Raw genomic sequence first — 23,556 nt, forward strand, 5'->3', positions numbered from 1 at the left:
AAAAATGAATATGATCTCACTTTAGACTTTTTTTCATAAAAAATAGGCGCCTATAAAGCGCCTATTTGCTGTTTTTAAAGAGCCTATAAAAGGACTATTGGGTGAAAAAAGGAGCCTATAAAGATCCTATTTAGCAATTTTTTAAGTACCCATAAAAACACTAGGCTTTGCCTAGTCCCACAACCTTGTTGGGGGCAGTTTTTCCTTATGCTCTTTCTTACGGACCTTGGTGGTAGCCCTTGCTGAGTTCATTCGTTATTTTTTTATGGTTCTTTACTCTTTTTTTCTTTTTTACCGAAGTCTTCGGTAAAAATATATATTCAATAAATAAAAGTAAAATATTATACTTTTACTTTTGTACTAGCTAACTTTTTTCTGAAAATATAAAAGTTGTTCCATCACCTTGTACTCTAATTTCATAAAGAGGATTATAGGTAATAAAAAAGGATCTTCCAAGTAGAAGATCCTTTTTCTGTAGGATAATCGATAATCTCATATTAATCAGTAAAATTAACCCAGACCTTATAAATTGGTGATTCATTTATGAAATCTTCTTCTGTGTGAACTTCGAAATTATTTAAAGCTAATTTAAAGGCAAGAACATACGCTATCTTACAATCAGGAGTTATATAACCATTGTAAATCCGTCCATGTATTTCATTTGCTAGTGATTCCGCCCATACTTCTGCTTCCCTTAGGGTTTCAAAAGTAACATTTTCATTATTCCATTTAATATTCATATCCAAAACCTCTTAGTCATTTTTAGATTGTATTTAAAATTTTAAATAAATTTAAATTCTACATCGTATATAACGATATGCTCCTTTGTCAGGATCACTTACACTATTTATTAGCCAATAAAAGTAAATAACATCATATTTTTTTAAAGTTCCTCCACCAGATTGTCCTTTGTAATTATAGTTTTTCAAACTACCGTGAAAATTATAAGAAGAAGAATAGTTTTTATGAGGACCATATGGTGGGTTTATTGCCTGACCATTTATTGTAGCAGTAGGCATCGAAACAGTTACTAATGAACCCAAATATGCTTGGGTTTCTGGTGTTAATAAAAACCCCCAAGCTAAAGAATAATAGTCACCTGAAACATGCGTAATTTGCATTGGAACAGTTGAAACAGCATGATAAAAAGTTCTAGAACAAGTAGGGATACCATCATCTGGAGGAGCAACAACTTCGGGTAAATATGTATAAGAGCCGTTGCTATATGTGTCCTGATCACTAATATTAAAATATATATCTTGTGAATAATCAACTTCGGGATACCATTCATTTTCAAATGGGTCTTGTAAAGGATCTGGATCTGGTTGTGGCTCGCAACCTATACAGTTTGGTTCAACTGATGCTGCAAAAGCAAAGCCTGGTAAAACCATTGTTAATGATAAAACGAAAGCAATAAATAATGATAATCTCTTCATAAACGTCCTCCCAAAATAAAATAATACGGTGCATTATTATAAATATTTTTAAAAAAAGTAAATATACTCAATCGAGAACACTCTGACAATATTTGAGCTAAATATATAGGAAATTTTAAAAATACCTCAAAAAAGATTATTAATTTCACACGAATTAAGAAATCTTGCAGATAGAAAATTGATATTAAAATTTAAATAATCCAATAGTCTTTTAGAATTAACTAAACACTTATTTTTAGAGTAAGCTATTTTATTTATTGAAAGACATTTCTTATGAATGTAATATACAAATCTAGTTTACATAAAAACAGTTATCGGTAATAAAAAAGGATCTTCACTTGAAGATCCTTTTTTATTACTCTGTTAGTTAATCTCTTTTTACTAATCCGAAAGTTGATATAAGTAAACCAAGTAACAATGAAACAAATCCAATCAAAGTTAAGTTAGATTCATTTATAAGAATTATTCCTAAACCTATTATAGAAAATTGAATACCAATTATCATAATCTTTAGCCCACTGTTACCTTTTACCAATGAATAAATAATTACTCCTATAACAATAACCAATATAGGCGTTAAAAATATTAAGGACATTTAAATTACACCTCTTTTTTTGGGAATTTTACCAGTAATTATATTGTGGTATATTCCGTTTTCGTTGCCTGTATTCCTTCAAAATTGAAAAATAACTTCTTATGGGAAATTGGTCATGAATCACTTTGAGATGAAATAACATAATAATGGTAATTTTTTCAAGTTACGGTAAGCTTTCATCAAATTAAATATTTAGTAACTAAGCCTAGACGGTAATTTAGTAATAAATTACTGTCTAGGCTACAAAGTTTCCGTGTTATAAATTAAAGGAGGCGAAAAAATGGTAAAAAGAAAAATTAGTAATTTAGTAGTTACAACAAGTATGATTTTGGGGTTGAGTTTGTTTAGTAATTCAGCGTTTGCAGCAGAAAAATCTCCAGAGCCAAAAAAGTTTGATATTGTAAAAGCAAAACATGATTTAGCAAATAAATATGCAAACCATTTTAAAGTAAATTTATCTAAAGATGAATTAGATACTAGAACTAAAATGGTTCAATATAAATTATCTAAATTGGCATCTTCAGAAATTACTCAAGAGGAATTAAAAGCTGAGTTACGTAAAGATGAAATTTATTTATTAGAAGTACCAGACAGTACCCCAAAAACTATTACGATACTGTCTTCACAAGGTTCAGATATTACAATGAACGCACCTTGGATTACATATGATTCAGTTACTAAACGATGGGATGTAACTGGTGGTGGTTATTGGAAAAATACTCATTGGTTTAATGATATTACAAATGCTTGGGTTGGATATGTAGGTGAAACAAAAAATGTAGGAGGATACGATTCAGTAGGAGTAACTTATTATAATACTAGTGGCACTTACAATACTTCTGTATTAAGTTCTTATGGAACTTGGAATGATGGCAATGGATGGAGCTCTAGTACTTCAAATCCAAGCCATGGTAATGGAAAATACGGTGTGGCGTTTGATTATCAAGATAAAATAAAGCTAGTAGATATACTTGGATTGATCGGTCCGGAAGATGCAACTTATTTAGGACATGGATTTTCAGCTGGTGTACAATATGATTCTAATTTTGCAAACTATAACGGAAAAGCACGAACTTTCTATGTTCATACTTGGAGTAATGCTTCAATTTCAAGTATAACTTTAGGAGTATCAGGAAAAACTTTTGGTGCTGATATTCAAATCACAAATTCTGCTAACAGTTTTACTATTTATAATGGTTCAGATGCTTCGTTTTAATCATGAATATAATATACAAATCTAGTTAACATAACAGTTCTTAACGGAAGTTGGTAAAAAGCCAATCCCTTACGCATCAAGGAATTGGCTTTTTGGTTTTTTCTTACGATATACTGTTTTTTATACATCGTTGATATTTATGGGCTGTAGGAGAAACTACCTTTATTTGATTCTCTGATTTTTGTATAAAATCCTGCATATTGTTTTAATTGGAATTTATTCACAGTAATACAATGGACTTTACGTCCCCATTCCTGGTCAATTTGATTGATTTACGGTAACGAATTCGAGAAAAATGTAAACATGTTACGGCGATGTCCTTTATCTTGATCAATAGAACAATCCATTAAATCCGTATATTGATGTATGTACTCTTCATTGCACCAAACCAGGTTTTCATTGTTTGACATACGAAAGAACCCAAAATGATTACAACATGTATCAATGCCTAGTAAAATTTCAGCAAGTGCTAGTCGAATATTTTCAGAGATTCGTTTTGCAGATTTTAATCCAATGAAATTTTTACGATTTGATATATATAAGGGCTTTTCCAATACAAAATCAACATGATATCCGTTTGTTGTTTCTAAAATAAATGTAGACATTCCAAGTTGTTTATCCATGGTTGCAAGGACGATTTCTCCTGGTGTAGACTCTTTTGAATCACTATCCACAACAAAACAATTAATTTATTGAAAATTCTTCTCTTCATGTCAGTCTATTTTGTAAGAAAAACCTGGGAGTAGTGTTGCTTTTCCTCATACTGATAAGTTTATACTACTTTTTTTGAGAAAAAAATTTCTGATTGTTGAATTCAAATTCAATCTTACCAATTTGATTCAGTTTTAAATAGGCGTCAAATTCTTTACCTGATTTTCCTTTTAATCCTTTAATTAGTCCTATTTTCTTTCCATTTAATAACTTTTGAGCATTTGAAGTACTAATGGATTTTCCTAAAAATGTTCCAGGAATCAAAAACTTACAGCCATCTTTATATGTTGTGCAGCTATAAAATGTTTTTCGATGAACGATTGAACCTTTTTTGCATTTCGGACATTGACCAATCTCGTCTGCTTTTTGTACTGTTTCAATCCCTTTATTAATGGAATCGGAATTAAGTTGTCCCGGAACTTCGTTAATTAAATTCGTTAAAAACTTTTCAATGTTTGATAAAAAGACATCTTGTGAACCTTCACCACTCCCGATTTTATGAAGATAACCTTCCCATTTTGCAGTCATCGAGGGGCTTGATAACAAATTCCCTTCAATTGATTGGCATAGAATTTTCCCTTTTTCGGTGACGCTAACAATATTCTTTTTCACTTCAATATAACCATGTTTCTTGATTGTTTCGATGATCCCAGAACGAGTTGCTTCCGTTCCAAGCCCTTCCACTTCTTTTAAAATCTCCATTTCTTCTTCATTTTCAACTGATTTACCACATGTTTTCATCATTGAAATCAATTGACCTTCTGTATAAGGTTTAGGTGCGGTTGTAGTTCCTTCTTTTAATTTCACAATACTTACTACTCTTTCGTTTATTTGAAATACTGGTAAGGCTTGTGAGCCTTCATTTTTCGTTTGATTCTCATTTTTTTCGTTATTTTTAAATAATTCTTTCCAACCTTTACTTATTTCTGTGTTGCCAGTCGTCTCAAATTCAAGACCTTTGACATCTGTCACGACTTTTGTCTCCTCATAAATGTAATCCGAATGGAACATTGCAAGTGTTGTTCTTAATACTTCAAGGTATATATTCTTTTCGTCTCCTGTTAAGTCTTGTAAATTACTTTCAGAAGGAATGGTTTTAGTTGGAATGATGGCGTAATGCTCCTGGACTTTCGAACCGTCAACATAACGTTTGTTTGGTACTTTTGAATAATCAAATTGTTGTCCAACAATCTTTTGATAGTTTTCTACATTTGAGACCAGATAATTGTATTCATTCTCTGTGATGAGTTGCATATCTGTTCTAGGATAAGTGACTAATTTCTTTTCATATAAAGATTGCATTGTTTTTAGAACATTCGCAGGGCTCGTTTTCCACATTTTATTCGCAGATGCTTGTAAAGTTGAAAGTGAATGTAATTTTGGTGACTTAGTGCGCTTTTCTTTTTTTGTGATTAACTTTACAAATCCTTCGTTTTGTCCTGAAATATGATGTTGATTTAATATTGCTTGTACTTCTTCTTTTTTCTCACTTTTAATCTTTGCCTTTCCCCTAAAATTACCGTTGCCAACGGTAAAATCCCCTTCAATCTCATAGAAAGACTTTGGTTTGAAGTTATCTATTTCTAATTGTCGTTGATAGATTAGATATACTGTTGGACTTTGAACCCGGCCAATCGAAAAGCTATCTTTTAAACCTTTTTGTTGAAGTAATAACGTATATAAACGGCTGCCATTAATGCCAACCAACCAATCAGCAATTTGTCTTGTTTTTGCTTCATTGTATAGTAGTAGATCCTTTTGATTATCATGTAAATTCGCAAACCCTTTTCTTACTTCATCAACTTCTAATGAATTGATCCATAACCGTTTGATTTGTTTGTTTTTAACACCTGTTAAGTTCAAAATTGAATTGAAAATGTTTGCTCCTTCGCGGTCTATGTCGCAAGAATTTATGATAGTATCTGCTTCTTTAAATAACTTTTTAACGGCGTTAAATTGTTCTGATTTTCCGTAAGCTATTTTAAATTCATATTGTCCTGGAAGAATCGGTAAGGAGGATAAACTCCACTTTTTCCACTCCTGGTTATATTCTTCAGGTTGTTTTAGCTCAACTAAATGTCCAATTCCCCATGTAATAGTTGCTCCGTTTGGAAATGTGCTGCATGAATTTAATTCGATGGATGTTTTCGTTCTATTTTTTACTGAAAAGGCCTCGGCGTAGGCTTTTGCTTGTGATGGTTTTTCGGCTAAAATGACCACTCTGTTCATTTATATTACTCCTTTTTTTATTAACCCTTACGGTACGTGATATTTTCTTCTAATAAGATAAAGAAAGACTAATTATAAAATGAAATCAGTCTTTCTATTTTCATCTTTCTAATACTAATTCGGTATTATTTTTCATGTTTAATTGCTTCATATTGGCTATTTTCATTTGCTTTTTTAATTGGTCATTCCAATCTTTCTCACTTGGAAGATCCACTTCAAGTACAGATGGCTTTACTAATTTCTTAATGGTTTCTATAAAGTTCAAACCAGCTTCATCATTATCAACCGCAAGTACCCATTTCTCAATGACATGTCCTTCTTTTTTGGCATCAATATGCGATTCAACGATGGTTTTAGGCTTTAATCCATCCATACTCACTAATCGTACATTCGTTAAGTTGTTTTGTTTAATGGACCAATAGGACAATAGGTCAATTGGGCTTTCAAACGCAATAACCTTTGTTGGTTTACCAATATCAATCGTAAATCCACTATGCTCTTTTCCATTCGGAAGTATTTGTTTGAAACTGCCTCTCTTATTATCCATTTTGATTGTCCCTTGACGGTTAGCCCCTACTACTTCGCCTTTACCACCCTGTTCTTTCCACTTAAAGACGACATTTTTCCGTTGATCCTGGACGATAAATTCATTCGTTATTAACCAATCCACCAAGCGAGGATTGATTTTACGTTCATTTACTAAGTAGTTTTGTATTGCGTCTGTCTCTTTGACATCTAAAAAAGCAGGATACCGAAATGGCCCCTGCTTTTTGTTTAGTTCAATTTGACGTTGTTCTCTATTTTTTTCGTTATATTTTAAGTCATTAATTTCTTTCACTGCTTCTGGAAAGGTTAATCGATAATACATCATCGCAAAAGAGATAGCTCCTACGCCCTTCTTTTGCTTACTATTCCAATAATAGAGATTATCCTTAAAGACAAGCGAATCATGTTCCTGGTGGCGATAATAACTGGCTCCACTCTCTTTCTTTAGCTGTTCGCCTTTTGCTTCTAAATAATCGATTAAATGAATCTGTTTAGCGCTTAAAATCTCGTCTGATGAGACATATTTTGACGTTGCCACCAACTAATCCACTACCTTTCCATTTCATGTGCGAATGGTTTCGCAAATGATGTTTGTAGGCTATGATCCTTTAAAAGAGCTGATACCTTTTCTTCCATCTTTCCAACTGTAGTTTTTGTCATGACACCAGTTGACAGTAACGTTTCTTTTGACTGATAGTACGCGTTTTCGGCATTTAAACGGTCAAGAATCACCTCTTCTGTCAAAGGGCCATTTTTTTCTTTTTGAAGCAAGATAAGATACGTTGTGTAGTCTGTTTCTAACGTATGGATTTTCTCTTGATCTTTTTTGTGCAATTCATTATAAAAATTAGAAGTTGTTCTTTCACGAATACCATTTACGTCTTCTTTCTTGTAAAATTCTTCTTTCATCGCAATATGAGTAAACTTATCAACCATCCATTCATTTTCTTCAGAACGAGTACTTCCATATGCACGAAGTCCTCTATTTATCTCAGTTGTTGCTTGTAAACTTTCAACTACATACTGTTCAATTTGTTTTTTTACATGTTCTTTTGTTAAGACTGGACCAGCTTCTCTATTTACTTGTATATCCCATTTAGACTGCATATACTCAAGATCTTTTTTGTGTGAAGGATGGTTCTTTAACTCATCAACAATCGATTTGAAAGATCCATCTCCGAAATCAATTCTGTCCATTGCTCTTACGATCATTTCACCAGTTTCATTAGGGTATAGATAATGGACTCTCGTTTTTTCATACCCAAGATGATGCTTTGCTTCAAACTCAGCTTCTTGTAAGACATTATCCAATTCTTTCAAAGGCATTAATTGCTTCGTAATGACTGCTTCACTCCAAACAACATATCCCATTGGCTCTGTGATGTGTTTATCAGTGATGATAACTTTATCAGAACCGAGCATTCTTCCATCAAACTGATTAATTTGTTTAAGAATTTCCTTGTCATCTGTTAATTCGTACATACCTGGTTGATTAAAGAGATTGAGATAGTTTTGATCTGTAAACACTCGTTGGATCTGTTCATCCGTCATATCCTTAATAGGAACTAACTCAGCTTTGGACATGTTATTTTGAACATAATAAAAATGACCATAACGTTCTCGAATTTCTTCAAGAGATAGGTCATTTTCATTTTGTACTTTATGGGCTACTTTTTCTCCCCCATACAGTAAGTAAGTTTCACAAAGCTCTTTATATAGTTTTGGTTCTTGAATGTAAATTTGTTTTGCGATGGATGAAAACGGCTGGTTCTCTTCCATTTTTGACATCATAAACGTTTGAGGTGTATAGATATTTCCCTCAACGTCGATCACTTTATATTTTACTGATACATCAAAACATTCATTATTTTTCAGTCTAAGGGTACCATCTTCATTAATCGTTTTCTGTAGCTCCTGGTTAAACTGAAATAAGAAGTCATTCGCTTCTTTAAAGGTCATTTCTGTTCCTTGTTTTACTTCATTTATGTCTGAGTACTCAAAAACGACTTTCGGTTCTAGCGTTTCCTCTTTTTCCTGTCCTTGATTTCTTTCTTGTACTAACCCTGATTCGATTGTTTCAATAAACGAATGGGCAGTTTCCTTTACTTCATCTAACAAACGAATTTTATCTTCGAATTTTGATTCATCTTGAGTGTAGTAGTGAATGTATTTTAAGCTATATTCAGATGTATCTAGCCCTAGGTATGAAGCTACTGTGAATGCAGTTAATTCTGCCTGGAACTCTCGTTCATGTTGATTATAGTCATTTCGCTTTTCCAAGGTATGAAGAACAGCATGAACTAGTTCATGTATCAAAGTCTTTACATTTTGTAGTTCACTGTTTCTAGGATTTAAGGCGACTTGTTTTAATTCTGAGTAACAAACACCCTTTGCTGCACCTAACTCTTCATATGGTGCTACAATTTTGATTCCGTTAGTATCAGCAATTTTTTCTAATGCTTGATAGACTAAATCATAATCCTTTACTTTGCCCTCTAACCATCTATTTGGAAAAAGCTTTGGTAAATCCTCAGCCCTCGCATTTGTTTGCGCGATATCGAACACATGCGTAATAGTATAATTTAATTCTGTATAGATTTTGATTTTCTTTTCTTGAATCAATCGTTTTTCTTCTTCTGTTGCTTTACTAATTGGGATCTTCGGTCCATTTTTCTCACGTCTGAAGTAGTCAAATTTCATTGGTTTGAAGATCTTAATGCCTTTTTCACCTTTGTTGACTGTGAATCCACTTTTCTTCCAAAATTGAAAATTCCCAACAGCTTCTGCCCCTGGGAATTGATTTTCGATTAACGCTGCATTTCGATTCGAAAAATTGTAGAATTTCGATTTAAATAGTAGGTACTCTTTTAATTGTTCAGATGAATGAAAATAGAAATCTACTTTTTGGTTCAATTGTTCTGTTAGATCATGTATCTCTTTTTGTCGTTCTTCAGAGGTTTTAGGTTGATACGCTTTTATCGCCATTTTTAACAATCCTTTCCATTTATTTTTATATTACTCTACCCTCTTCATCAACTTCATAACTATCGTCGCCCTGTAATTCTTCTAAGTTCCATTCAGAAGGTATTGGTAAATCCTCTATTAATGTTTTTGAATTTTCATCAAATGGAATAATTAACTCATCTTCACTTAATAATTTAAAATGTAACCATTTCACTTCATCTGGCGTTAATGGAATCACAAAATCTTCCTTTCCTTTTGATAAGATTACCTCAGTTTCCCCTACCATTTTGACAATTCCTAATGATACTGTCATGTTATTGCCCCCTCCTTTTTTTGATATTTTTCTTCCCAATCAATTTTTCTTTGTCGTTTATTTTCTATTCTCTCTTGAACAATATTTTCAGCTGTTTTAATTGCAGCCATTTTTATATCTTCAGTTGTGATAATGTCAGGAATATCCTGATGATAGATTAATCCATTGAATAGTTCGATTAAGATTTGAGTATTTCGATCTGTATTGTTTGTCCCTAGTCTGACTCGCTTTAACTCTTCTCGTATATTTTGATTAATCGAATCCGTTAATATCGTCATGACAGATTTAGAAATATGATTAAGTGACCATTGTTCTCTTCTTAGCCGTTGATGATCTTTAATCAAAAATGCAACTGCATCTCCGTTAAATCCAATATTTTGTTCTCTTTTTATTTCTTCAATATAATCCATTGCATCTTCATTGAGTGATACTCTAAATTGTTTTTTTTCCTCTTTCATTCAATTACACTACCTTTCAAATTCAATTTCTTGTTGTAGACGTTGATATGCCATTTGATTCTTCCAATTTTTATATTCACTATTTAACATGCGATCAATGCCATACTTCAATTGATTTAAACCAGCATTTCTTTTCAAATTCTCTCTCTTTGAAGAACCTTTTTTAAGCGATTCTTCTAATTTTTTTTGAGCCCTATCATACTCTTTTATCTCTTGTAAAAAAGCATTTCCTAAGCGTTTATATAGTTCATTTACCTTATTCTCCTTATAATTCTCATATCGTTTTGCATTTCCTTCTCCGTAAGTTTTTTTATAGACTTCAACTTCTTTATCTAATTTTTTGAGAAGATCTTGAAAGTCTTTCTTGTGATATTTTCCGATATATTCTTTTGATAATTTGTCTAACATTGGTTTCACTTCTGATATCGATTGATAGCCATATGACCACTGTCTACGATCATTGGGAAGTCTTTTATAGATTGCGAGAAAATCTTTTTTAAAGGAACGATTCTTAAATGAAAAAGTACTGTCTTTCTTTTTTGAATCGACAATACTTTTTCGAATGATGTCATTAATTTTCGTTTGTTGATGAGAACGATCCATTATATTGTTAATGACTTTTGATTTCATCGTGTCTAATGATTTTAATTTCCGTTTCCCTCTTTCTTTCGTTGGTTCAGGTTGAACTGTTGCGATATGAATATGAAGATTTTGCGTGTTGTAATGAATGGCTGCTGACCAATATGATTTATCTTCCATGTTCTCTTTTTTTAACATCTCATTCATCGCTAGACGAACAACATCTTTCATTTTTTCTTCATCAACAACATGCGTCTTTGAATCATACAATCCATGTTCTTCTAACCATTTGTTGTCAAAACTAATAACATCTTGCCACATGATACTTCCTTTATCATAAGCATTTTGAAAAATATTTTTAACTTCGAGTTTCTCTTTATCATCTAAATGATTTGTGTTACTCGTAAACAATGAAGACGTCTTTTCTGGGTTGCCCATATAGTCCATATAGGAATCAAAATGTTTTAAACGTTCGTTTGTTTGACCTACCACATTTACTTCTTTTTCAATTCGTTTTTCCAAGTAAAGAAGATAGTTTTGTTTCCGTTCGATTGTTTCATCTATTTTTACTTGTTTTGGTTTAACAAGCAGTCTAATCTGTTTTGTGGTTAACTCTAAAATTTTTTCTTCAATCGCAAAATCTAGTTCATACGATTTATGATTTTGAACTAATTGATTAAAGGTATCTTGTAGTTCTTTTTTCTCTCTAAAACTAAAAATTCCAGACTGAAAAGCAAATAGTTTTTGTACCGAGTTTAGATCATCCAAGTAGTCTTGATACTCATTGTATAGTTCTTTTTTAGCTGACAGTTTATTGATTTTTTCTTTTTCACTTTTAACATTTTCTTTCAATCGCTCAATTAAAAGTTCTTTCTCTTGAATAAATTTTTTTTGATTACTTTTTTGAAGAACAAGACTCTTTTGACTATAGCTCGAATAGTCTTCATACATTTCATTTCGCTTTGCTTCATCACGATCTACGTAATCAATATAGGTTTGAAAGGTGGTATTACTAGGTAACACAAATTTTGATTTCACGATTACACTTGCTGCACGATTCGTTGTTGCCATGTAGTCATCACTCTTCCATTAATTCTGTAATGATATTTCGTAAATGCCCAACTTCAAGACTCATCAATTCCATCATCTCAATATTTTTCACAATTAGTTGTTCATATCTTTTTTCACGTTCATCTACTTCAGGTGTTACTGCAATTTTAGTTAAGATTGAACATAATAATTTATCTCGTGAGATTGAACTTTTCTTTGCCATCTCATCAAATTTTTTCACAATCACTGGATCTAGATTTCTAATTTTTATTTCCATTTCTATACTCCTTTTTTGTTAATGAACTGAATATGGCCAAACACTAAAACCGAAGAGAAAGAGCATAAGGAAAAACTGCCCCCAACATGGTTGTGGGACTAGGCAAAGCCTAGTGTTTTCTTGGGTACTCAAAAAATCGCTAAATAGGCGCTTTGTAGGCGTATTTTTTTGACCGATAGTCGCTTTATAGGCTCTTTCAAAATGCGAAATAGGCGCTTTATAGGCTTTTTTGAATTTTAGAAATTAAAGAGAAGAGAAGTAAAAATCACTTCTCATCTTACAATTTCCCACTTAAATTGCTCTCTCTTTTTTTCAATTCTAGCTTCTCAATTTTTTCATTTAATAACGTTATTTTTTCTTCAAACTGTTTCTTTTTTTCACTTGATTCATTGATTAATTGTTGGTATCCATCAATGATACTTTGTGTTTCTGCCTTCTCATCTTCTGTTTGATAGATAAGTTTCTCTTCATTGTTTTTGATTTCATTTTGAATAGTTTGTTGCTTTGTTTCTTCATTTTGGATATCATTTTTAGCCTTTTTAATTTGAAGATTTGTTTCTTCAATGAGCACATCAGATAGATAAACTTCATACTCTTTATCTGTTTTTACGTCAATTTTTTCTTGTTTTACTTTTCGTTGATCTACGTAAAGTGTTGTTAAAACTTGTTTATGTTTCTCCGATTTTTGATGACTCGTTTGTTCCATTTCATTAAACTCATCATCCGTTTGTTTGATGACATCTAATGCTACTTGTTGAAATTCATTTGATAGTCCATAGATTTTTAAGACGTAAATTTCATCATCATTAAACACCGTTTTTACTTGTAAACCATTCGAATTTCCGTTTCGTTGAAAGACATTAAATAGCACATCATTCTCCAGATTTTTGATATCTTTCGTCAGAAGTGTGACTTCCATTTCGTTCTTCGACGGATCATACAACCATGATTGAATGATGACCGAACCACTACCTGGAATCGATAATTCTTCATTGATTGTTGTATTTCTAATTGGTATCTTTTCAGTAAAAATGAATTTTGAAGATAAAAAAAATGAGAATCCTAATGTCACAAAAAGCAGGATTCCCATAAAAAAAATAGATGATTTTTTTCGCAAGTTCACTCGATCTCGTTTAAACATCTACCTCGTCCTTCTCTGTTTATTTTGTTGAATCACTAACATCTTTAATGTTTGTCGCTATCCACTTCTCACCCATTTTCTGAAAAGAAACAACGACAATTAAGTTTGTTTTATCGACATTTCCAGTCGCAACAACTTTCAATTGATGCGTAAACGTAACCATCACATCGACTTGATTTTGATTCGGTTTTAGTTCTTGAACATAATATCGTTCGTTTGAAATGCTTGTCTGAATTTGGTCCTGGTACGTCGTATCTGCCGGGAAAAATCGTTTCCATAATTCATTCGTCATGATATTTTCCGCAGCCATTCGGCGTTCAGAATACCCTTCTTTTTGTTGAACATAAGCTGAGTGAACAAATAATTTTGCATCTTCGATCATCGCTTGATAATGCTTTTCTCGACTAGTAGGAGAAAATAAATTTACTTCTTCTTTCATTTTCATGTTTTTATTTTGAAGAGAAATATTCTGTTCTTTTAATTTAGATAGATTGCTATTTTCTTTCTGTTGATGAACAAAAAAGTATAAATTTATAGCTGTTAGAAAAATAAGTAAATAGACTCCTAGCCATTTTATTAGTTTAATCGTATCCATATTTCACATCCTAATTATCAAAATTGGCCACTCGTCCATAAGCATATAAATGTGATTTCCAGTACGAATTAGTTAAATCAGTTTCACCTACTCCTACGCTATGAGTATCATACATTTTTCCATTTCCAATATAAATGCCGACGTGTGTTACTGTTACACCAGCGTTATATGTTCCACTAAAAAAGACTAAGTCACCAGGTTTTAATTGAGCTTGTGTGATCTTAGTTGAAGCTTTATATTGTTCATTTGCGGTACGTGGAAGATTCACATCAGCTTCTTTAAAAATCCATTGCATAAGAGAAGAACAATCAAATCCTTCTTCCGGATTGTTACCTCCAAAGACATAAGGCATGCCTTCATATTTGTATGCTTCTGTTAAAACTAGCTTTAATTTTCCACTCGCATTTGCAAGTGCACTTCCATCATGTAAAGGTAAACTATCAAGTGCTGCAACACTCTTTGTATGATAATATTTTAATACTGCATCTACATATAAGGGATCTCCATAACAGGCTCCCGTTGGGACTGAATCACCTCGAACACAAGAATAATTCCCTGTGTATGCTAACTGACTATACATCATTTGCGAGAACTCAATCGCTAGTTCTTTCGAGTATTTACCACCGTTTTTTTCTTTTGCATAATCAATAAAACCTCCGCCAAAGTTGTAAGACTGAAGCCCTAGCAATACGTCTTGTCCTGCACTTTCCATTACATTTTTGAAATGTTTTACACCTTGTGTGATGGACGCTTGTGGTGAAGTAATACAGCCAATATAACCACACAAGCTCTCTGAAGATTGCATTGGATCACTTCCTCTACCAGCACTTTCTTGCATCATTAAGGCAAGAATTAGGTCTGTATATTGAGAGATTCCGTTGGCCATTGCTTCTCGGTAAATATCATCGCGATAACCTTCTACTAATTCATTTAATGGCGCACTTCCAATCTCAAATCCTGTTGTATCGAATGTTATTCCGAAATCTGTTCCTTGTTGTGAAGTGTTGTTGACGAGTACAGTAAAAATCCCCATAATTAGCACGAGCAGGCTAACAATGAGGATCGTGGCACCATATACATAAAACTTTTTAGGAATTAAATTTAATATAAAGTGCATAGCATTATGCACCCCCACCAAACAAGTCTAATTCTTCTTTTGACACATCTACTTTTAATTTGATGTTCTTTACACCTGAGATACTTAAGAAGATTTCTCCTCTATTTAAATAAGGAATTTGAGCTAATTCACTCTCTGTTAATTGGTTCACAAAGACTTCTTGTAGCTTCTTCAATGATTCGGAATCTTGTTCCGCAATGATTTTATATTGTGTTAAACGAAATAGATTTTTTACTTTTTCTGCTGCACCTATATCCGCATTTTCAGGTACAAAGTCAGTGATTAAGTGACTCGCAAAGAAGATGCCACCGAAATATTTACGTGCTTCCCTCATAAATCGTTCAATGTACTCCACACCATGTTCAGACCCTTTTCGAGTATTGATGATGTGATGAGATTCATCAATTAAGATCAAATAACGAATGGCATCTTCGAAGCGTAATTGCTTCTTATTAAATGCTCGAAACTGAGGAGAACCATTGTATAACATCCCTTCCCACAACATGTTCATGAGATTAAACAACTGCGCTTGAAAGATTTCCGGCTTCATCGCAGACAAGTGTCGAAGTGGAAATGAAGCGACTTTTTCTTTGTTAATATTTTCGATACTGGAATGACCATTAAATAGTTGGCCATAAGTCGTTACCATGTTATCAATGTTTAATTCAATATCACCTAATCGCTTAATTCGATCTTCACTTAAGTTCGTTCGAAGGACTTTTTTATCAAAATCACTGTATAATTCGTCTCGTACATACGAAAGAAAATCTGAAAAAATCGGATACTCAATTGCTTTTTTCTTTGTAATGTCAATCGACGCATCTTCACTCCATAAATCTTTTAACACATATAAATTTCGTAAAAGATTTTCATATTCTTTAAGCTCTGTATCAGGAGCATTTGGATTTAAAAAACGATAAAAGACGTTTAATTTACTTAAATGCTGTCTAAAACTACCTTCTTCATTGACTTCACCATCTTCATCGATTGCAGTCGCATACACTTGAAGAGGATTAATTAACCCTTCACTACCATCTAATGCGACTATTTTACCTCCTAATTGTTTAACTAGCCCTTCAAATTCACCAGTAATGTCTAAAATGCGTGTATAGTAGCCTTTAATCGCATTATCTAATGCAACTTTCTTTAGTAATGTCGATTTCCCAGAACCCATTTTACCAATCATTAACGCATTGTAATGCTTTCTTCGATTGTCACTATGAAATAAATCCCAAATGACATTACCTTTTGTAGCTGTTGTCCCGTAATGAGTGCCGTAAGGATCATCTAATGATGTGAAATGAAAAGGATATCCACCTGCAAGAGAAAGAGATGGAATCTCTTTTCCTTTTCGTTTATTCGTATACTTCAACTGTGTCGAGTAACTTGTAAAAAGTCCCTCCCATTCATATTCTTGTTCATTTAAGAAGATACTTCCACGGAAGTTCTGAGCTTCTAAGTTTTCAATAACATCCTTTGCGTTTCTCTCGATTTCATCGAGTGTTTTTGCGCTAATATAGAGACGTAGATGAATTCGTTTCATGACTTCACCTTGTGTAATGGCATCATACATTTCACTTAACTCCTGGAAACTTTCCCTGGCATCGATGCGATCAATATTATCTTTTGCAGTGGCGTGTCGAACGTTTTGTTCAGCCATCGACTTATTAATCGAGTCGACAATTTCTTTTCGATTAGGTGTTGAAATATCAATGGTCGCAACAACATTGGGCATGTTTAAAATCGGCTCTAACCACATATCACTGACTAATGTATTGTAATCATATACATGGATGCATGTTTCATAACCATCACCTTTTCGAATGAACGCTTCTTCAAATTTAATCCCACCTTGCGGTTGTATTTCAGCTACTAGATACGGATTGTAACCATTCTTTTCTTTATCTGTCAGATTTGTTTCCCTTTGTTTAACCCGTGAAAACACTGTTGTTAAAAGTTTCATTTCATCCTCACCCTTACTTAGTCTTTGAATTTAAATTGTTCAGCTTGTACAAAATCGCTATCTTCTTCTCCTCACTTAAAAGACTGATTGGTGTTGTCCGTTGTAACAATCGTTCAACTTGAATGGCTTTATTCTTTAAAGTAAATTCACTTTCTGAATAAAGAAACAAGTAATATTCTCGATTCGTGCGATTCTTTTCAATAAATCGTAATTCCTCTAGCTTTTTCTTTAAAAAAGGAACATACAGTTGGTTATCTGTACGTTCTAGTTTTCGTTGGATATGTTGTTGTTGAATGGTTGTGTCGACAGGAAAGTTTAACGGTACAATCTTCATATCTTCTAAATACGACTGTAAGAAAAAGGCAAATGAATAGATGTTTAGATTTTTATCTTCTTCATTTAACGAATACACATCTTTTGTGGTTAACTGTAGAATCTCCATGAATTCGCCATTTCTCAGTTCAATAAATCCATTACCTGTTAGATCAATCACTGGAATGATGTCTGCAATACTCTTTTTAATGATTGGTTTATCTTCATTCTGTTTTTTCTTCATCATTATTTGACTTTCATCAAATATAGCTGGTGTACTCGTTACTGGATTATTTTTTTCAACGAGTGAAAGATTGACCGTCTTTTCATTCAAACTCACTGGTTCTCATTCCTTTCGTTCGTAGGATCATCGATCGCACAATACGTCTCTTTTTTTCTTGAAGCAGCGATTAACACAGCTTGATACATCCGTTTTTGAGGGTTTGTGTATGGACGTAGTATGAAAACAAGTCCGACAATACCAACAAAGACATAAAAAAATTGTTTTAAGGAAGTTATAACGAGATTCCCCAAAACCATTGCCCCTAGTAATAAACCCATGATGAAAAATAGATCAAATAGGTAAATTGCTTTATTAATTTTTAATTCAGAAGTAACCTCTTTCGGAATCCGATAATTCGCCATATTATCTCTCCTCATTTCGACTATTTCGATGTTTATCTCGATAATTTGCGATGCTATTACGAAGCGCTGATCCAGTATTTTCACCTATCTTATATGAACGTTGAACACTTTGAACAGGTTTCGCTTGAGTGAATCGATCTCTTATCACTTGGCCAACATGTCTAGTTTCTTGCATAGGTTTACGACTATTGGCACTAGCTGGACTTATTTGTTGCCCGTTTTGGTTTGATGAAACAGATGAATTTTTCATTGGCTCGTTTGTACAAACACTCGATGAAAGGTGATTACTTGTCGTTTGCGCTGGTTGACTATTATTCATTTCTTTCTGTAATCCACTTTGGACATTGGATTGTTCATCTGACCTTACACTTGCGATTGAATTTTCTTTATCCATTTCTTGATGTAGGCCATTAGTTGAGGCGTTTTCAACTGACCCTACTTGGCTTTCTATATGAGAAGTTAAAGAATTATCACCACTTGCATTCATTTCTACGTGTAAGCCAGCTGGTGAAGATTCGCCGCCCAATTGTCCTGGTTCGTTCGCCATTTCTGAAGATAATGAATTTGCATCACTAGCATTCATTTCTTCATGTAAACCAATTGGTGTAGATTCCCCTAACTGCCCTGGTTGGTTTTCCATTTCAGAAGATGGTGTATTTACACCACTTGCATTCATTTCTTCATGTAGACCGATTGGCTGATTTGGATTATTATGTGCCTGTTGTTGATCCATTTCTTGATCGAGGAATGAAGCAACTTGTCCCATTCCTGCATTCGCTTCTAAGCTAGCCTGTTCGTTATTTGTTTCATTTATTTGTTTGTCATCTTTACTATTTTGAGTTAAATCATTTTGATTGTTCATCGTACCATTAGAATCTTGATTAGTTGATAAATTCATTTGATTAAATGATAGTCCTTTCGCAGCACCAGCCATACTTGCAACTGTATTAGCACCACCTTGTGCCAAAGACTTTGTTAAACTTGTAATACCTTTAACTCCTTTACTCATACCTTTCGCAGCACCATATGCACCTGCAAGTGCTCCCCAACCTGATTTGAGACCTGCATCAATTCCAAATAATCGCTCAACGATATTTGGCCCATCAACCACAGCTAAAGAGAATGAGAATAATGCAATTACATAGGCAATTCCATCAAGTTTTTGCGTAATAAAACCAGTTCCGATTGTATAAATCTTAAGCGACATAAATATCATGATGGTTGTAATAAAGATATTAAGGATATTTTGAATAACTTGTTTCGTCTTTTGGCCTGAATGGATATCGGCTGACGCAATGATGGTAGCCAGTACATAATTGAATGTTAATTCAAAAAATAACTTAGCTAACTTAATCGCAATTGTCAGCATGGTAAACGCCATAACCCCTAACGTGATTGCAATCGTCCAAAAGTTCCAATCCCAACGGTAATAATTTTCATCGAACGTGAACAATCCTTTATCTAATTCGACTTCTTTTGGTGTACCACTATCTCCGTAACTAAGTTTATTTTCAAAAACATACTGCCCGTTTTGACTCAATTCTTTATTATTATCAAATTGAAAATCTTTATTAATTGGTTCTGTTATCGAAATGTTTAATATATTATCTTTTGGAATCTTATTTGGTTTATCTAAATTCACTGTTTCCCAATTAGTTAAATCGTATTGTGAAACATCCGTTATGTTGTCCTTTACAATTTGTTTCGCAATGGATTGAGTACCTGAAATTCCAAAACCTTCAATTGCCTGGTCTGTAAATTTATTTGTCTTTTCCATCCCTGTTCCTAAAATTGTAAAAACAACAAGAGCCATAAAGATATTCACTACAATGGCTTCTCGATTCACTTTTTTTTGAAACATTATTAAATAACCTAAATATAAAAGAGAAAAAGCCATTAACGTAATCGATAATGGCTTTAAGAGATCAATTAGATCGTGTATTTGATTGTCTGTGAAAAATAATTTTAACTTTAAAATGGAATCCGTTACATTCGATAGTGAATCAACTAACCAAACTAAACCATTAATAATTAACCATCCAATAATTCTAAACATATAATTAATTGGATTTGAAATTTCTAGATGGTCTGAAAATTTTAATAAAATTTGGGCCGTTTCATTCATTACTCATTCTCCTTCACATCCTGAAGAAATTGATTGATAGCTAAATCTACTTGTTCTTTTTCAAATTTCTCAAGATCTACAGTAGATTTTACGGTACCTTCTTTATAGTAAACAATCGTTCTAGATATTTGATGAATATATTTGCTATAAAGATCTAAACCACCATCAATAACATAAACATTAAAATGTTTTTCCTTCCCCACTTTAGTTAATTGATCTAAATATCGTTTTTCTTGTTCAGGAAACGGACGCTTTACATAAACAAATCCGTCTTTTTTACCATCTACAAACTGTTGATACTCTTTTACATCAATATTAATGATTTTTCCCTCTCCATTAAAAGGGGTCTTCCCGCAAGCTGTTAAAATGATGGTTAGTAAACAGAGCCCTATCATCGCTGTTAGTAGCTTGCTAATCTTTTTTTTCACTTTTCCTTACCTCCAGTAGTTAACTATTTTCATATTCATTAATTAAAGCTTTGTATTTATCAATCACTGCCGTATAGATATTCATCTTGATTTGATTCGTTTCTCGTAAATTGACTAGTAAATCATTAAAATCAAGAATATTCATAGTCCGAATATCACTTTCATGTTTTTCAATGAAAGAAATTAAGCTATCACCTTTGAAAAACGTTTGAATATCCATTTGTCGCCAATCTGTTAGTTTAGGCTCTGCAGGATCTGACGTATCAGGTTGGTGGGGTTCTTCTTGGTTCGATTTAACATATTGGCCAAGTTTCTCATCTAAATCTTGAAATCCTTCCTCAACAGGGTTTCTATTACTTCCGTTAAAATTAACGATTAATTTCTTTAAATTCACATCTGCATGCAAGCAACGAATATCAATGTCATTGATTGATTTGTCCGTATCAAAGTCCTCAGATAGGTACTCCCATCTATACTTCATTGCCGTTTCTTTCGAATTAAAGATTGGATAAGGTGTAATACGGTTTCGATTTAAATCTTGCCGTTTGATAATCCGAATAATAACGGTTTCAGCTTCTTGAAGTTGCATTAACTCTACTGATGTCAATAATCTTCTTCCATCTACACTCTCTGTTTTACTTTTATCGAGCGATAACGTATGACCACTACGGCTCTTAGTAGTAATCGTTCTTTCTCCTAATTTTTTCGAGATCCGTTCTGCAGTCGTTTCGTCTGTTGTTAGAATGTAGATGGTATTATTACAGTTACCATCAATTGTTTCCGAGGCATCTCCATATTTCGTTTTTAATTGACTATATGCTTGTATAATTAAGTTAAATCGAATACCACGACCTAAACAAACTGTTAAGTTCGTATCCATATTTGGAATTGTCGGCATATTACCGAATTCGTCTAATATGAAAACTACTTCTCTCAAACATTTTCCACCCTTTGTGACAGAGGCATTAATGGATAACTCTGTATAAAGTTGAGTAACAAATAGAGAAGCAATGACATGAAGTGAAGGATCTGAGTCGGGTGTTATCATAAATACAGCAATCGGTTTTTGATAGGAGTCGATTTTTTGAATTCGAATGACTTCACTCGCACCTTCACAAGTAAATTCTACTATTCCTTCTTTATCAATTGATGTAACCATTACATCTAATGAACGATCCTTTTCCTTTTCTCTAAATACAATTGTCTCTCCATTTTCGATAGTGTTCGTGTAGTTCAATTCAAAGTTACCATTTGCATCGGTCCGTATCGATTCGATTTCACCATTTGGAAACTCCATATTAATACGTGTTAATGGTTTTGAAGTTCCAACAACTGTTCGACCAAATCCCACCTTCTTTAAATCAAAGCTACTCTTAGCTGTCATCTTTGCAACGTTATCAATTGTAAAGATACTTAATTTTGAAGATGTATTTGAGAAAATTCCTCCCCTTGTATTACCAGAAGCGAAATTTGATGTAGCATACTGCATTTTGGCAGCACTATCATCTGGTAAGTTTCTAAAATATAAATCTAGTGCATTGTCTTCTGAACCATCATTATATTTGATTGTTTTACCACCTAACGTATTTAACATGTTCGCAACGGAATACATAGTAATTTGATCTTCTCTTCCTTCTTTAATACATTTATCACAAATTGCTAGTATTAAGGAATTACAAAGTGAAATAGATGAATTTTGCCAGAATGGATCTTTCGAATTCGGATCATTAAACAACATAAAACTAACTGAGTTTGCACTTTGTTGTGCTTGAGCATAGTTACCTTGTTTATAGTGTTTGATCACTAACTGAAGAATTTGGTAAGACATACTCTGTAGAGGGTCTAATAGATTAAGTGCTTCGACATGATAACCTCGTTTTTCTAAAGTATCTTTTGAAGCTGCAAGCAATTCTCCTTTTGGATCATTTAGTATCATTGACGCCTGTTTTTCGGCACGGCTATATAGATCTATTGTTGAAAAGACAAAGGTTTCCCCTTTACCAGAACGAGTTGTCCCGATTATTAAATTATTTACTGGTGAATCATCTATAAAAATTTTATCCTGGTACCGAGAAACTGGAATCCCTCCTCCACCTGGGAACTTTTCTTCTTTCTCAGGTACTGCTCGATACTGTTTTTGTAATTCATCCAATGTTGTAAACCGTGATGTCCCTTTCTGCCCTTTTTCTAACGAAGCAAAGTTCGAACGAATCTTGTAAACTACGATACTTGCACAAAAAATTGCAAGACACATCAATAAAAAATAGAAAAGGATATTTAACTGAAACGAAAAAAAGTCTTTTACTTCAAGATGGGGTGTATGGGGATGACCGAAGTCAGTTAAAGACTGTAAAAGTGAAACGACAGCATTACCAACCATTGTTGATAAAAATAAGACAATTAAACAAGTCCCTATCCAAATACCAATTAATGTATTTTTTTTTTCAAAATATTTTAACATAGGCTCTCCTTCTGTAAATGTCAAAATGGAAACTATAATATCAAGTTTCCTAAGTTTCTGTTTTATACTGATGATACAATTACAATATAGAAATTGTTAGTAATAGCCAATAAACAAAGAAAGGAGCAGTGTGATAACATTTGTTACCCAGAACTTAACGACTATATAAATTTTAAAATCTTGAATTATGAAAATTTATATTTCACTCAATAACCTTCGTATATTCTTAACGAGTTTATCTGCACTTTCTTTATTAATCATCAGACCAAGGTTCGAGTTTGTGACATCAATTATTGCTACATGCGAATTTATTGGGTCGATGTAATTTGACGTAATATATCTACTTGCCTCGTCCACCGAATTTGCGTGAAATATGAATACTAAATTTTTACATA

20 protein-coding genes are annotated in these 23,556 nt (G+C 33.0%); 1 reads left to right on the forward strand and 19 read right to left on the reverse strand.

From position 1 onward, the window contains the following. Positions 1 to 497 precede the first annotated feature (497 nt). On the reverse strand, positions 498 to 740 hold the full coding sequence (locus BM319_RS20510; protein WP_091024446.1) for a hypothetical protein: 243 nt from the start codon (positions 738 to 740) through the stop codon (positions 498 to 500). 51 nt (positions 741 to 791) lie between these two features. Then, positions 792 to 1,436, reverse strand: a complete 645-nt coding sequence (locus BM319_RS20515; protein WP_091024448.1) for a hypothetical protein — start codon at positions 1,434 to 1,436, stop codon at positions 792 to 794. Between the two features lie 875 nt (positions 1,437 to 2,311). On the opposite strand from BM319_RS20515, the gene BM319_RS20525 reads away from it, so the two are divergent. Then, positions 2,312 to 3,247 (forward strand): hypothetical protein, encoded by a 936-nt coding sequence (locus tag BM319_RS20525; protein ID WP_091024452.1) that lies wholly within the window; start codon positions 2,312 to 2,314, stop codon positions 3,245 to 3,247. 272 nt (positions 3,248 to 3,519) lie between these two features. Here BM319_RS20525 and BM319_RS20530 read toward each other — a convergent pair whose 3' ends face one another. From BM319_RS20530 to BM319_RS20610, 17 genes are all read right to left on the reverse strand, one after another. Next, positions 3,520 to 3,921, reverse strand: a complete 402-nt coding sequence (locus BM319_RS20530; protein ID WP_091024456.1) for a hypothetical protein — start codon at positions 3,919 to 3,921, stop codon at positions 3,520 to 3,522. Positions 3,922 to 4,024: 103 nt separating this feature from the next. Further along, complete coding sequence (locus tag BM319_RS20535) at positions 4,025 to 6,187, reverse strand: type IA DNA topoisomerase (RefSeq protein WP_091024458.1); 2,163 nt, start codon at positions 6,185 to 6,187, stop codon at positions 4,025 to 4,027. Between the two features lie 100 nt (positions 6,188 to 6,287). Next, positions 6,288 to 7,271, reverse strand: coding sequence for a toprim domain-containing protein (locus BM319_RS20540; RefSeq protein WP_091024553.1), 984 nt, complete (start codon positions 7,269 to 7,271; stop codon positions 6,288 to 6,290). Between the two features lie 11 nt (positions 7,272 to 7,282). Then, positions 7,283 to 9,718, reverse strand: coding sequence for an LPD25 domain-containing protein (locus tag BM319_RS20545; protein WP_091024460.1), 2,436 nt, complete (start codon positions 9,716 to 9,718; stop codon positions 7,283 to 7,285). A 25-nt stretch (positions 9,719 to 9,743) separates the two neighbouring features. Further along, entirely contained in the window at positions 9,744 to 10,010 is a 267-nt protein-coding gene (locus BM319_RS20550) for a hypothetical protein (protein WP_091024462.1), read from the reverse strand. Beyond that, positions 10,007 to 10,468 (reverse strand): hypothetical protein, encoded by a 462-nt coding sequence (locus BM319_RS20555; protein ID WP_091024464.1) that lies wholly within the window; start codon positions 10,466 to 10,468, stop codon positions 10,007 to 10,009. Before BM319_RS20555 ends, BM319_RS20550 begins: the two co-directional genes overlap by 4 nt. A 9-nt stretch (positions 10,469 to 10,477) precedes the next feature. Then, the gene (mobP2, locus tag BM319_RS20560; RefSeq protein WP_175495658.1) at positions 10,478 to 12,118 is read right to left on the reverse strand and encodes a MobP2 family relaxase; all 1,641 of its coding nucleotides are present in this window, start codon (positions 12,116 to 12,118) and stop codon (positions 10,478 to 10,480) included. 7 nt (positions 12,119 to 12,125) lie between these two features. Continuing rightward, on the reverse strand, positions 12,126 to 12,374 hold the full coding sequence (locus BM319_RS20565) for a hypothetical protein (protein ID WP_091024467.1): 249 nt from the start codon (positions 12,372 to 12,374) through the stop codon (positions 12,126 to 12,128). A gap of 277 nt (positions 12,375 to 12,651) precedes the next feature. Continuing rightward, entirely contained in the window at positions 12,652 to 13,515 is an 864-nt protein-coding gene (locus tag BM319_RS20570) for a coiled-coil domain-containing protein (RefSeq protein ID WP_091024469.1), read from the reverse strand. Between the two features lie 19 nt (positions 13,516 to 13,534). Further along, on the reverse strand, positions 13,535 to 14,110 hold the full coding sequence (locus BM319_RS20575) for a YddI family membrane protein (protein ID WP_091024470.1): 576 nt from the start codon (positions 14,108 to 14,110) through the stop codon (positions 13,535 to 13,537). A 10-nt stretch (positions 14,111 to 14,120) separates the two neighbouring features. After that, complete coding sequence (locus BM319_RS20580) at positions 14,121 to 15,227, reverse strand: bifunctional lytic transglycosylase/C40 family peptidase (protein ID WP_091024472.1); 1,107 nt, start codon at positions 15,225 to 15,227, stop codon at positions 14,121 to 14,123. A 4-nt stretch (positions 15,228 to 15,231) separates the two neighbouring features. Then, complete coding sequence (locus tag BM319_RS20585) at positions 15,232 to 17,190, reverse strand: VirB4 family type IV secretion system protein (RefSeq protein ID WP_175495659.1); 1,959 nt, start codon at positions 17,188 to 17,190, stop codon at positions 15,232 to 15,234. 13 nt (positions 17,191 to 17,203) lie between these two features. After that, the gene (locus BM319_RS20590) at positions 17,204 to 17,842 is read right to left on the reverse strand and encodes a TraC-like domain-containing protein (RefSeq protein ID WP_091024474.1); all 639 of its coding nucleotides are present in this window, start codon (positions 17,840 to 17,842) and stop codon (positions 17,204 to 17,206) included. Beyond that, positions 17,839 to 18,147 carry a DUF5592 family protein gene (locus tag BM319_RS20595; RefSeq protein WP_091024476.1) on the reverse strand — a complete coding sequence of 103 codons (309 nt, stop codon included), beginning with the start codon at positions 18,145 to 18,147 and terminating at the stop codon, positions 17,839 to 17,841. Before BM319_RS20595 ends, BM319_RS20590 begins: the two co-directional genes overlap by 4 nt. Before the next feature lies 1 nt (position 18,148). Beyond that, complete coding sequence (locus BM319_RS20600; protein ID WP_091024478.1) at positions 18,149 to 20,272, reverse strand: pLS20_p028 family conjugation system transmembrane protein; 2,124 nt, start codon at positions 20,270 to 20,272, stop codon at positions 18,149 to 18,151. After that, a complete protein-coding gene (locus BM319_RS20605; protein WP_091024479.1) occupies positions 20,272 to 20,700 on the reverse strand; it encodes a hypothetical protein in 429 nt (142 codons plus the stop codon). The genes BM319_RS20600 and BM319_RS20605 overlap by 1 nt, the downstream gene beginning before the upstream one ends. Before the next feature lie 19 nt (positions 20,701 to 20,719). Beyond that, a complete protein-coding gene (locus BM319_RS20610) occupies positions 20,720 to 23,161 on the reverse strand; it encodes a VirD4-like conjugal transfer protein, CD1115 family (protein ID WP_091024481.1) in 2,442 nt (813 codons plus the stop codon). Between the last annotated feature and the right edge of the window lie 395 nt (positions 23,162 to 23,556).

This window comes from Bacillus sp. UNCCL81 (assembly GCF_900112535.1).
GTDB classification, from domain to species: domain Bacteria; phylum Bacillota; class Bacilli; order Bacillales; family Bacillaceae_G; genus Gottfriedia; species Gottfriedia luciferensis_B.